This window comes from Sphingomonas sp. PP-CE-1G-424 (assembly GCF_004341085.1).
In the GTDB taxonomy this organism is placed as follows: Bacteria; Pseudomonadota; Alphaproteobacteria; order Sphingomonadales; family Sphingomonadaceae; genus Sphingomonas.
On the sequence record NZ_SLXW01000007.1, the window covers coordinates 76105 to 88672 of the forward strand.

Consider the following 12568-nt stretch of genomic DNA (forward strand, 5'->3'; position numbering starts at 1 on the left):
CTCAGGGCTGCGCTACCCCGGAGTCGGCAACCGCGCCGGCGGTCACCTTGGCGATCGCCTCGAGATACCGCGCTTCGACGACCGACACGTCGAATTCGCGCTCGGCAATCTCCCGACTGCGACGCCCCATCGCCGTCCGCTCAGCAGGGTCGAGCGCGAGGAAGGCAAGCATCGCGTCGGCCAGCGATCGTGCGTCGCGCACGGTGCACAGGAACGCGTTCTCGCCTGTCCGCGCGATCTCTGTACAGCCGGGAACGTCGGTCGCGATCAGCGGCCGCCCCATCGCAGCCGCCTCGAGCAGCGAGCGCGGCATGCCTTCGCGGTACGACGGCAGCACCACAGCTGCGGCGAGGACCAGATGCGGCCGCACATCGGCAGCCTCGCCGAGATAGCGCAGCGTGCCCTCCTGTCCCCAGCGCTCGACGGTAGCACGATCGATCGCGGTCCGGTTCTGGACGTCGAGGAAACCGAGCAAATGGAATTCGACGTCGGGCCGGCTGGCGCGGACGATCCGCGCGGCATCGGCGAACTCGACCACGCCCTTGTCGCGCAGCAGCCGTGCAACCATCAGGAAGACCAGGGGCGCGCCATCCCCTGCCGGTTCGGGAACGAACTGCGCCAGATCGATCCCCGAGCCCGGGAGCAGCACGGTACGCTCCTGACGGACCAGCCGCTGTTCTACGAACAGATCGCGGTCGTGACGGTTCTGGAAGAAGACGGTGGCCGACCGGGCGAGCGCGGTTCGGTAGAGCAGCCGCACCACCCGCGTCACCAGGCCGATCTTGATGAACGCGGTGCCGAGGCCGGAAATGTTGTTGATGACCGGAATACCGAGCGCGTGCGCGGCCAGCGAGCCGTAGACATTGGGCTTGATCGTCCAGCCCAGGAACGCGACCGGGCGCACCTGTTTCAGGATATGGAGATACGCCGCGGCAAGCTTCAGGTCGCGGACCGGCGAGAGTCCCTTGCTGTCGATCTCGATCGAAAAATACCGGACGCCCAGCGCGACGAGCGCGTCGCTATGCGCGTCACGCGGCGCGATCACGACGACGTCATACCCTTCGCGCTGCAGTCTAGCGATCAGGTTGCGACGAAAATTCACGATGTTCCAGGAGGTATTGATCGACAATACGATAGCGCCAGCCATGACAGTCGGTTCATCCCTTTCCGGTTATGGCGCAGGCTCTACCGGGTAGACCTGCCAAGCGCGAGCGCTATAGCTGCGTCGGTGGATCGCATGAACTCCTCTTACATTGTGCCGAGGCGGACGTGACGGCGTATTGGATTTTGTTTGCGATATGGGCGGCCGGTGCGGTTCAATTCGCCCGTCGGCAATATCAGGCGTACAATCTCGCATTTTATATTTTTGCTGCCACGCTGACGGCGCTAATGATCGGGCTCCGCTATGATGTCGGCGGCGACTGGTACACCTATCTACACATGTATGAGACCATTGCGTTCCAGACGCTCGGCCCCGCACTGACGACCACCGACCCAGGATATGCGCTTTTGAACTGGATGTCCGCTGGCGCGGACTGGGGAATCTGGTTTCCGAACCTGGGTTGCGGCATCCTGTTCATGGCAGGCCTCGCGCGACTTGCGTGGCGGCAACCCAATCCGTGGCTAGCCGTCTTGGTCGCGGTACCATATCTCATAATCGTCGTCGCGATGGGCTATACGCGCCAGGCTGCGGCGATCGGCATCATCTGCTGGGCAGTCGCCGACGCATCGCCGAAGCGGCTGGGTCGGCTGGTGCTGATGATCGCCTTCGCGGCCCTGTTTCACAAGACTGCGATCCTGTTCCTGCCCATCCTCCTGCTTCCGGTGGTAGTCCGCAGTCCGTTACTCGGCATCGTGGGTGCGATCGCATTCGCGCTGCTGTTCAACGTTTTTCTGGGCAGTTCCTCCGACGATCTGATCAACAACTACGTCAACAGCGACTATAATTCGCAGGGTGCAGCCATTCGCGTAGCGATGAACGTGATCGCGGCCATTGCTATGCTGCTATTGCGAAATCGGCTCGGGCTGGAAGACTTTGCAAAGAGTTTTTGGACGAACTGCTCGATCCTATCAATCTTGTCTGTCATCGGCCTATTAGTATTTTCGGCCTCGTCAGGCGTCGATCGTATCGCCCTGTTCCTGATCCCGTTACAGGTGGTGACGTTCTCGCGTATTCCCTACGTGCTATCGACCACTGGCCGATCGCATTTGTCGGGAGTGCTGGCGGTAATCGGTTACAGTTTTGCAGTTCAGTTCGTTTGGCTCAATTTTGCCGATAACGCTGAGCTGTGGAAACCGTACGATACAGTGCTTAGGGCAGATGACCTCGGACAATAGCCGGCTTGATCAGACCTCGACGTCGACGCTGTACGTCGGACCCGCCGTCATAAACACCCGTAAATCATTGGGAAGAATATATCGAGAGTTTGGGTCCTACATACGACATCGATGACGCGTCGAGATCGGCTGAGCCTGCTCATTGCACTGCCGTGGTGCGGCTGATACTGGCGGCAAATGAATGCTTTTCAACCTGATGACAGCCAAATGCCGTCTGTCGAAGTACCATTGCAAGGTACGTCCGACCCGCTGATTCGGCAATTGCCGGTACTGGGCGATCACCGCGGCAGCCTGATCGCGATCGAGGGGGGGAGCACCGTACCGTTCGACGTGAAACGCATTTACTACATCTTCGGGACGCAGCCGGGAGTGGAGCGGGGGTTTCACGCGCACGTCGCACTGCGCCAGCTCGCCGTCTGCGTGGCGGGGAGCTGCGAGATGATCCTAGACGACGGGCGGGAAAGAACCACGTATCTGCTCGATCGCCCCGATCGTGGGCTTCTGATCCAGGCCATGATGTGGCGGGAAATGCGTAACTTCTCTGCGGATGCCGTGCTGCTCGTTCTCGCCGATCATGCCTATGACGAAGCCGATTACATACGCGACTATGACCGCTTTCTCGAGACGGTGAACAGCCTGACATGACGATCTCCTTTCTCGAATTAAAACCTATCTACGACGAGTTGAAGGACGAGATCGATACCGCGATCGCCGAGGTCATGGCCAGCGGCTGGTTCGTGGGCGGCCCCATCTGCACGCGGTTCGAAGAGCGTTTTGCAGATTTCTGCGGTGCCAAGCACTGCGTCGGCGTAGGCAACGGGCTGGATGCCCTTCACCTAGCGATCCGCGCGCTGAGCATCGGTGCCGGCGACGAGGTCATCATCGCCAGCAATTCGTTCGTAGCGACGGCGCTGGCCATAACGATGGCTGGCGCTACCCCGATTTTCGTCGAACCGGATCCGATCAGCAGCAATCTTGATCCCTTGCTGATCGAGACGAAGATTACGCCCCGAACCCGCGCGATAATCCCGACGCACCTATACGGCCAGCCGGCCGATATGGCGCCGATCAAGGACATCGCCGATCGCCATGGCCTGAGACTGATCGAGGATGCGGCCCAGGCGCATGGTGCGCGATATCGAGGACAGCGCGTCGGCAGTGGATATGGCGATATCGTCTGCTGGAGCTTCTATCCGTCGAAGAATCTCGGCGCTTTGGGCGACGGCGGAGCGATCACGACCGACGATGCCGACCTCGCCGAACGTATCCGCGTCCTGGGGAATTACGGTTCGCGTCTGCGTTACGTGAACGAAGAGCGCGGGGTCAATTCCCGGCTCGATCCGCTTCACGCCGCGGTGCTGGCGGCGAAACTGCCCTATCTCGACGCGTGGAACGCCCGCCGTGCCCAGGTCGCGGCTCTCTATCTGACCGAGTTGGCGGATTGCCCGATCCAGTTGCCGCATGTGCCCGAATGGGCCGACCCCGTCTGGCATCTGTTCGTCATCCACTCGCCACACCGCGACGCGATCCGTACCGCCCTGGCGGAGCAGGGAATCGCGACTCAGCTTCACTATCCGATCCCGCCCCATCTGCAGCAGGCCTATACCGATCTGGGGCTTGGCGAAGGCAGCTTCCCGATCGCCGAGCGGCTTGCCCGAGAAACGCTGAGCCTGCCGATAGGGCCGCATCTTGCCCTCGACGATGCCAGGCGAGTTGCCGAGGCTATCAGGAAGTGTGTGATATAAGCCGATCGCTGCCTGATGTGGCGATCTTTTCAATCAATCGCGTGTCCTGTTCACACGGATCAGGGCACCGCCGGGCGCCAGATACGATACCTATGCGGCATGTTACTCAATGCCATTCCAACAGGATCATCCATGATCAATTCTGAGCACCCTTTGGTCAGTGTGATCATCCCCGCCTATAATCACGATAAATATGTCGAGCGCGCAATTCGCAGTGTCTTGACCCAGACCTACCGCCACATCGAGTTGATCGTGGTCGATGATGGATCAACCGATAATACGCTCGCGGTGATAGAGCAGGTTCGCAGCAAGTCGGAAAAAGACTTCAAGATCATAGCGAAAAAGAATGGCGGCGTATCGTCCGCACTGAATGCCGGCATAGCCGCTTCGCACGGTGAATATATTGCGATACTGGCGTCGGACGACTGGTTCCTGCCCGAAAAGATCGCGCGGCAAATCGCGATGTTCAGCGCGGCAGGTCCGACGACGGGCATGGTCCACGCCAACGGTTTGATTCAGAGCGAGGACGGCGGAGCACCGGTGAATCTGCTTGGCAGCTATCGGCCCGCCGAAGGTCTGTGTTTCAAGGAACTCGTTGCTCGCGGCGTTACCGCGATCGCCCCAAGTATCATGGTACGGCGATCGGTGGTCGACGAAGTCGGCGGATTTGACGAAACGCTCGTTGGCGAGGATCTGGATTTCTATGCAGCGGTCGCAGCCCATGGCTACGCGATCGGATTTGATCCGACCCCACAAATCGTGAAATCCGCCCGAGCAGACAATCTGGCGACGAGGGTCGAGTTGTTCTTCAACGATCCGTTCATAACGCTTGCCAAATATCGCGACCGTTTCACCGCAGCAGAATATCTGGCGATGGAGAACGGTTTTTATGCCGGCATGGGTCGCGCTTCGGCGGGAGTCGGTGAGTTTGCCTTGTCTTGGAAGGCGTATCTGACGCTCTTCCGCCGACGGCGAAATGCCGCACCCCTTGTGGAATTCGCCGCTCAGAACGCACGATACCTTGTACTTGCCGCCTTACCGCGACCTCTGCGCTCCCGTCTCAGACGCGCGCGCGCTGACATTCGTTCTAAAGCCGATAGGTGACAGAGCGGCTCACCTAGCTTTCGATGTTTGTCTAAGCTGTTGCAGGCGGGTTCGTGCGATCATGGGCAGAACGCGGATTCCGACGGCGCTCTTCATCCATCGGCGACTTGCGAAGCGGAGCGTCATCAGTCGCGACGATGTGCTCAGATCGCTCCATCGGCCTACGCGATCGAAATAGGCGATATCGCGAGCGATCCGGTTGGATAAGGGGAATACGCCTTCAGCCTGCCGCCCATGCCATCTCCTGAAACTGTCGAGCGTTGTCCCGAAGGCGGCAGAACGCCGCTGCCATTCACGGTCTGCCCGTTCGATCGCTTCGCGATCGGTCCCGGCTGCGCTCTCGAAATTGGTCAGGGCGCCCGAATGGCGGCGATATTGGACCAGCACGTCGGGAACATGGGCAATGCGAGCGTCCATCGACGCGAACGCCAACCCGAGCCAGGTATCTTCGAACAAGACCATCTCGTCGTTCCGGGGTCGGCCCAGCGCCTTCAAGTGCTCTATGTAGTAGACCGACGAGGCACCGTGAATGTTTATCCCCTTGGTCTCGGGAATATAGTCCTGCGGAGAAAAGCCTGAATCGTCGAACCGGTAATGATCGTCGATGATCGTGCCGATGTCGTCGATCACCGCATAGTCGGCGAATGCAGCCGCATAGGGCTGGCGGGACCATGTAGTGGCCATGACTTCGGTGCGCCGGGGCAGCGACACGTCATCCGCCGCGCTGACGATAAGCAAACTGCCCGATGCCAGCTCGGCTATGTCCAGGAGGTGATGAAGGACCCCGCGATTGGTCGGGCTACGGCGCACCACAAGGCGATGCGGCCCCTCGTACGTCGCCGCGACCGCCTCCATACGGCGCATCGTTCCGTCGGACGAACCGTCGTCACTGACGATGATCTCCAGATTCTCGTAGGTCTGGGCAAACGCCGCACGCATCGCGGTTTCGACGAACTGCTCCTGGTTGAACGCCATGATGCAAAAAGTGAGCAAGGGCGGTTTAGCGATCGCCACGACGCTATCATCCGGCATGGTGCTGGCGCCGGTCATTGGACGGCCCGCGCGGGATTACCCACCATCGTCGCTCCCGCCGGCACGTCGCGGGTCACGACGGCCCCCGCGCCGATCATCGCGCCTTTGCCGATACGCACGCCCGGCAATATAATCGCACCGGCACCGATGCTAGCCCCCTGCTCGACCACGGTTTGCGCGTAAGCCGTGGGATGCTGCTTGGAACGGGGCCGCTTGTCGTTGGTAAAGGTGGCATTGGGCCCGCAGAAAACGTCATTCTCCAGCGTTATGCCATCCCAGACATAGACGCCGCACTTCAGTGTCACGCGGTCGCCCAATATCGCGCCGCCCTCGACCAAAGTATGGGCGTTCAGATTGCAATCTCGACCGATCACGGCGCCGGCCAGGACGACGGAGAACTGCCAGATGCGGGTTCCCTCACCGATGACATCGGACATCACGTTTGCCAAAGGGTGAATCATCTTGGGTATCCGATATGGAGAGAATTGGTGCACGGTCCTGCGGGTGACGCCTACGGAGTACTTAACCGTCACGCGGTATAGTTCACCCTAACTTGCGCAGCCAGACGAAGAGGTTGCGGCGGTCGTGATGCTGAAACCAGGGGCGGATCATCTCCTTTGCAAACGTTTTCGGTTTGCCGAGATCGACAGCGCCGCGGTGCTGCAAGAAGGCAAACCGATGACGCATGCTGGGCAGGACCGGCTCCAGCCCTGCAGCGGCTGCCATCGCCTCGATTGCCGGCCGGGAGAAGAGGTTGACATGTTCCAGCGGTTGAACCGGCACGATCGTCGGATAATCGCCGGCATACTCTCCATCACGCAGAAGCTTTATGAGCGACATCTGGTCCGGGGCGGTCGGCACCGATATCTTCAAGATGCCACCAGTGCGCAGAGCCTGAGCCAGACGCCGGAACATATCGAGCGGTGCAATCAGATGCTCGAACACCTGCTCGGTGTTGATGAAATCGAACTGAAGCGTATCGATCTCTTCCAGATCGACGGCCTTCACTCCATGTGAACGCGCGAAATCCATGCGCGACTGCGACAGGTCGGATCCGTAGGATTGGCAACCGAGGATCGCTGCTATGCGCGCCCACAATGCCCACCCCATGCCGAAATCCAACGTACGCAACTCCTGTAGCGGAACGCCCAGATACGACGCGGCGGCCATCACCTCATGCGCATCGCGGGACAGCAGCGGTGCCCGGATATCGCGCCGATACGTATCGATTTCCGCTTCCGGATCCTGCGGGTTCTCGACCCAATCGGTATAGAGATCGCGCAGCAGCTCGTCCGAACCGACATTATGCTGATATACCAGATCGCACTTTGCGCATTGATCAAGTCGGTAGGTCGCGCGTGAAAGCCTTACGGTATCGACGCCGTAATAGGTCCGGACAAACGTACCGATCCCGGCCTGATCAAACCCGCTTTCGAACAATATCGTGCTGTCCGGGCATTCGCACGCAGGGCAAACCGTCCGAGCCTCAAAATCATATAATGACCGAGAGGGCGTTCCAAATGCTGTCATATCGCCTCCAGTGCGGTCGCATAATCGCCGACGGCACGATCCAAAGAGAAGTGTGCAAGACCGATCTCGCGCGCGTGTCGCCGAATGTCTTCGGCGTCGGCCCTCATCAACCGTTCTTCTAGCCACTCGGCCGCAGCGTCGTGGCCTGCACTTTCGTCCATGAAGACCCCTGCCGCGACCGCGCTCCGCACGTCACCGATCGCTGCCGTGCCGACCACTGGCGTTCCACACAATAGATATTCGGCGACCTTGACCGGTGCGACCGCGCGCATGGAGAATCCGGTGTTCCGGTATGCGGTAGCGAGATCGGCGCAGGCAAGATAGGCCGATACCGCATCGGGTGGGACACGGCGGACGATCACATGGTGCGGGCTGTACGGCACGGCGGCCAGGGCGTCAGGCACCAGGTCGGGCGAGCCGGTCAGGATCAACAGCTTGGCATCGGGCCGCTTGCGCCGCACCGCAGCCAGCAATCCGACGCTTTCATCGAGCCGATATTGCGGCCCTACGGATCCGGCATACACAATCAGCGGCGCATCCGTCGCCACCCCCAATTCGGTCCGGATACGCACCCGTTCGGCTTGCGGGATGGGCGCGAACAGCGTTGCGTCGCGCCCATTGGTAACGATACGCACCCGGGCCGGCGATACCATCGGCCCAGCCCGCGCGAGAAGGATATCCCGGGCCGCATCGGTACGGGCGAGCGTGATATCGGCCTTCCGAACCATCGACGCCTCGATCTCGCGCAGCAATCGATAGGGCGCGCCATTCGCATCGAGCCCCGCAAACTCCACCCGCTCGTCCGCCGGCAGTCCGTCCGCATCAAATATGATAGGCTGCGTCCAGCGACGACCCGCCAGAATGGCCAGCGCCGGCATCAGGCTGCGCGGCATGATGACATCGCTACCGAACGCCGCAGCGGCCGACCGCACGGCGCGTGCGCCGACGACTGCGGTCGCCATCGCCCCCATGCTGCCCCCGCGCCGCAGAACACGGTGAAGGCGAAGACCGATACCGGCCTCGGCGCAGAGGCGCTTCAGCGGCTCGGCCGTGTCACCGGAACCCCAGCGAAACTGCAAGATGTCGAAATGAAACCCCCTGCCCCCAAGAGCCTTGAAGATCGGAACGAAGAGACCTTCGACATAGCTGACCTGCGGGCCATCCCATGTGACGAAAAGAACTCTCTTCACCTATGGCGACCATGACGGAGTAAAAAAAAAGGACGAACCAGGTATATCGCAACCCTATATGGCACATCCATAATAATCCAAGGTATATCAAGTGCAACTACACTTTTAGCGATATCCAAAATTACCAGCTTATCTCTGGCAGATGGAATTCCCCTTTTGACTATAGCTAGTAGGTTTAAAATAATGTTGTTTCTCGCGATGCGTAACTTGTCAACGGCAACACCGTGTTGGACAGCAAGCTGCAGAGTTCGCATATTTGTAAGAGCTTGCCCTAATATTTGCTGAGCAGTATATTCGCGAGTCCTGTCACGATATAGGTAAACTCCGTGATTTCCACCTACCTGTGCAGCAGATAGAAAAATATACCGCGTAATTACCTCGTCATCCGAGTGACCATGAAAATCAAATTCATTTGTGGCCGTATCGTAAACTTCTCTTTTAAATACACCCATAGGATGAATTGCCCATCCACCGATCGTTCGACCAAAAGCCTCATTTCCACTAATAACCTCTGTTAATGGTGGTATATAAAAATGAGTCTTTCCACTCGGATCAAGTCTTAGCATAGTATATATTGAAATATCAAGCTGACGATTAACTAAGTCCGAAGCCGCATCTCTTACTGCTTTGGGACCAAGAATATCGTCAGAGTCGAGAAATGTGATCAACGGATAGGAAGATAATGCTATGGCTTGGTGCCGAGCCCTTGCCGCCCCCACATTAGCAGAATTACGAATTATTTTAACTTTAGGTATATTAGCTAATGTTACCAATGACACTGAATTATCCGTTGAAGCATTGTCAATGACAATGACCTCACCAATCATGTCATCGGTAGTATCGATGGAGTTAAGACACTCAATAATATAGGATGCGTCGTTCCACATTGGAACAATGACCGATACTAGCGTCATAAGCGTACCGACCCTTTGAATTTTCCGATGATCCGCCTCAGGCGTTCGCCTATGGCTGCATCAGCGGCGCCTATCGCTTTCAGTCCACGGACTCCGAAAACTGTTGCGACCAGCATACCGACCATAAGCCCTGCAATGTGCGATTCAATCGAAACCAGACATATGCCAACTGCGCTAGCGCACACGACCAGAGTTACTGCCCAGTTTTCCCATGATAATCTTACACCCCGCCGCATACTTAATATTACCGACACTGCAACCGACGATATCAGGCCAGCAGCATATCCAACGGCAATACTGTCGAGGCCCAGCGTCGCAAAAAATATCCATGGCACTCCAACCAAAAATACGTCAAAAGCTAATTCCGCTGCAATAAATCCTAACGCACTACGTGTAACTATAAGAATATATCCAAGCGCCCAACTTAGTATTTTTAGACTATCCGCAGCTACTTGCCACTGAAACAATGGTACGGCATTAGAAAAATCTTTACTGTATAGTAATGGCATAACCCATGGCGCCGCAGCTACTGCTGATATTAATATCGGCGCCGACAATATCAATGCTAGTCTATATTGTTCATTCAATATATCAGTAAGGCCGGAAGAATTATCTGCTGAAGAACTAAGTTTAGGGAAATATTCTACGCTCATAGCGGCTAAAACTATGCTGAGATTCACATTGGTTAGGGTGTAGGCTGCCTGAAAGAAGCCCGCTGCCTGAAGATTACCGCGCTCGGTAATAATCCACCTTACCCAAAGCTGGCCAAAATTGCCTATCCAAGCCGCTACGGATACGCCGATACCGAGCATCAAGAGCGCACGCCACTCGCCCAGAACCGCTTTATCAAACCGGCGCCAAGGCATGCGGGGCACTCGACGGAAATAGGGAACCGTAACCAGCAAACTTGCCAGCGGCATTGCAAGCACCGCCATATACAGGCCCGGTGTTCCAGTCGCGGCAACCGCGATTACGCCAGCAATCGCACCGAGCACAGAACCATAAATGCGGATACGGGCAATATCGCCGATACGGCTGTAAACCTGAAGAAAGACAAGTTGCGCGGCGTTGATCACCGCGACTGCAACCGCCAGAGCAATCCACGGCACGGTTGGCGAAGCGCCGGCACCCTCTGTATAGAACCTCTCAAACCCCCACAGACCGACCCCGCCGACGACCGCTGCGACAAGCGCAAAATACCAGACCGCAGACTCTGCTAAAGACCTCGCTTCGGTGTCGGTATCATGCTCGCTAATCTGCCGCACACCGCTGACGCCAAGATTTAGGCCCGCTAAAGCCGAGCCCGTGGACCATAGTACGTTAAGTAGGCCAAACAGACCGACGCCGGCAGGGCCCGTTAAGAGCGCAATTACCTTCATCCGGCCAAGACCGACTAGCAGCGATATCACCGTAGCTCCGCCGATCAGACCGGTGGACCGCAGCGTCCGCTTCATCGATTCGTTGCGGTTTTCCACGGCGCTATTTTCCAAGGCTATTTCCCACGGCGCCGACCTTGCGCAGCATCACGGAAGGCATCGGCCATTGCCGATTGTTGCGACTGGAGTGAATAGTGCGCCTCGACCCGTGCTCTACCATTCGCACCCATGGTGGCACGCAATCCGGCATCGTTCATCAGCAAACCGATGCGATCACGCCAAGCCTCGGGCGACGTGCACAGAAAACCCGTCTTGCCGTCTTCGACGATCTGGGCATTCACCCCTACCGGCGACGCAAGCGTGGGGAGTCCGCACGCCATGTATTGAATCAGCTTGTACCCGCACTTGCCACGCGCCCATGGCTCATCCGGCAACGGCATGATGCCGATATCGATCTGCTGGACTTCAGCGATCTCGGTCGCTTCCTGCCACGGAATATTGTCCACGCCGGCATGGCAATCCGCCATCGGCCCTGCGCCGACCGCGCGAAACCGCCAGCCGGCGCGCTCGATAAGAGGCAGCAGTACGGGCAATATCGGTTCGACGTAGCGCCACGTCGATGGCGACCCGATCCACCCTACCGTCCCCCCCCTGGACGTTGGCGAACTGTCCTGCTTCGTGGGAATATAGGCTTCGATGTCGACCACGGTGGGAATGACCCTGACATCGGCGTGCGATCGCACATACTCCGCCAGATACGCATTGCCAGCGACGACCAGCGCCGCATGGTCGAGCAAGGTGGCGATCTTCCCACCTAGCGCCTTGCGGACAGCACCATTGGCATGAGCATCATATTGGTGGAAGATCGCATCATCCATATCGATCATGAATGGCGGGCCGCCCTTCATCGCCAGCAGCTCCACAAAAGCCGGCATGAAAGGCAGCGCCTCGAAATGTATCCAATTCAGATCATAGTCGTGGTTCTTCAACAGAACGCCAAGCCTGTTGATATAGGACTTCGCGACCAACAATCTGTTTTTTGGTTTGTTTTCCGCCAAGTCACTTAAATATTGCGCGTTGAACAAAGGCTTTACGTCAACCTTAATACCCTGATCAGCCAAGAAGGGCAGATATTGCAAAAGGCGTTGTCGCGTACTTGCGGCTTGCCTTTCATATTTGGTAAGGGCAAGAACACGCATATATTGTTAAAATTTCTCTTTGTCGGCTAGCCGCTTGCTGCGCATCCTCATGATGCCGGTTTGTTACACGGTAAAGCTTTTTTTGCCATCGTCCGACGTAGCGGCTCCAGTGCGCATGCCTGTTGCCCACCGGACTTTGGT

At 57.9% G+C, this 12568-nt stretch carries 12 protein-coding genes; 4 read left to right on the forward strand and 8 right to left on the reverse strand.

The window, feature by feature from the left end:
• Position 1: 1 nt before the first annotated feature.
• Positions 2-1147, reverse strand: a complete 1146-nt coding sequence (locus C8J43_RS18275) for a glycosyltransferase family 4 protein (RefSeq protein WP_056056222.1) — start codon at positions 1145-1147, stop codon at positions 2-4.
• A gap of 122 nt (positions 1148-1269) precedes the next feature.
• Here C8J43_RS18275 and C8J43_RS18280 point away from each other — a divergent pair, with 122 nt between their 5' ends.
• From C8J43_RS18280 to C8J43_RS18295, 4 genes are all read left to right on the forward strand, one after another.
• A complete protein-coding gene (locus C8J43_RS18280) occupies positions 1270-2337 on the forward strand; it encodes an EpsG family protein (protein ID WP_056056224.1) in 1068 nt (355 codons plus the stop codon).
• Between the two features lie 177 nt (positions 2338-2514).
• Positions 2515-2982 carry an FdtA/QdtA family cupin domain-containing protein gene (locus C8J43_RS18285; protein ID WP_231420922.1) on the forward strand — a complete coding sequence of 156 codons (468 nt, stop codon included), beginning with the start codon at positions 2515-2517 and terminating at the stop codon, positions 2980-2982.
• Positions 2979-4082, forward strand: a complete 1104-nt coding sequence (locus C8J43_RS18290) for a DegT/DnrJ/EryC1/StrS family aminotransferase (RefSeq protein WP_056056228.1) — start codon at positions 2979-2981, stop codon at positions 4080-4082. Before C8J43_RS18285 ends, C8J43_RS18290 begins: the two co-directional genes overlap by 4 nt.
• A gap of 99 nt (positions 4083-4181) precedes the next feature.
• A complete protein-coding gene (locus C8J43_RS18295; RefSeq protein WP_165899682.1) occupies positions 4182-5186 on the forward strand; it encodes a glycosyltransferase in 1005 nt (334 codons plus the stop codon).
• A gap of 9 nt (positions 5187-5195) precedes the next feature.
• Here C8J43_RS18295 and C8J43_RS18300 read toward each other — a convergent pair whose 3' ends face one another.
• From C8J43_RS18300 to C8J43_RS18330, 7 genes are all read right to left on the reverse strand, one after another.
• Positions 5196-6236: a glycosyltransferase family A protein gene (locus C8J43_RS18300; RefSeq protein ID WP_056056232.1), complete on the reverse strand. Its 1041-nt coding sequence runs from the start codon at positions 6234-6236 to the stop codon at positions 5196-5198.
• On the reverse strand, positions 6233-6655 hold the full coding sequence (locus C8J43_RS22575; protein WP_201780752.1) for an acyltransferase: 423 nt from the start codon (positions 6653-6655) through the stop codon (positions 6233-6235). Before C8J43_RS22575 ends, C8J43_RS18300 begins: the two co-directional genes overlap by 4 nt.
• A gap of 106 nt (positions 6656-6761) precedes the next feature.
• On the reverse strand, positions 6762-7658 hold the full coding sequence (locus C8J43_RS18310; RefSeq protein WP_056056236.1) for a methyltransferase domain-containing protein: 897 nt from the start codon (positions 7656-7658) through the stop codon (positions 6762-6764).
• Positions 7659-7744: 86 nt separating this feature from the next.
• Positions 7745-8938 (reverse strand): glycosyltransferase family 4 protein, encoded by a 1194-nt coding sequence (locus tag C8J43_RS18315; RefSeq protein WP_056056237.1) that lies wholly within the window; start codon positions 8936-8938, stop codon positions 7745-7747.
• Positions 8935-9852 (reverse strand): glycosyltransferase family 2 protein, encoded by a 918-nt coding sequence (locus C8J43_RS18320; RefSeq protein ID WP_082471083.1) that lies wholly within the window; start codon positions 9850-9852, stop codon positions 8935-8937. The genes C8J43_RS18315 and C8J43_RS18320 overlap by 4 nt, the downstream gene beginning before the upstream one ends.
• The gene (locus C8J43_RS18325) at positions 9849-11342 is read right to left on the reverse strand and encodes an oligosaccharide flippase family protein (protein ID WP_082471084.1); all 1494 of its coding nucleotides are present in this window, start codon (positions 11340-11342) and stop codon (positions 9849-9851) included. Before C8J43_RS18325 ends, C8J43_RS18320 begins: the two co-directional genes overlap by 4 nt.
• Before the next feature lie 2 nt (positions 11343-11344).
• Positions 11345-12427: a glycosyltransferase family 4 protein gene (locus tag C8J43_RS18330; RefSeq protein ID WP_082471085.1), complete on the reverse strand. Its 1083-nt coding sequence runs from the start codon at positions 12425-12427 to the stop codon at positions 11345-11347.
• Positions 12428-12568 lie beyond the last annotated feature (141 nt).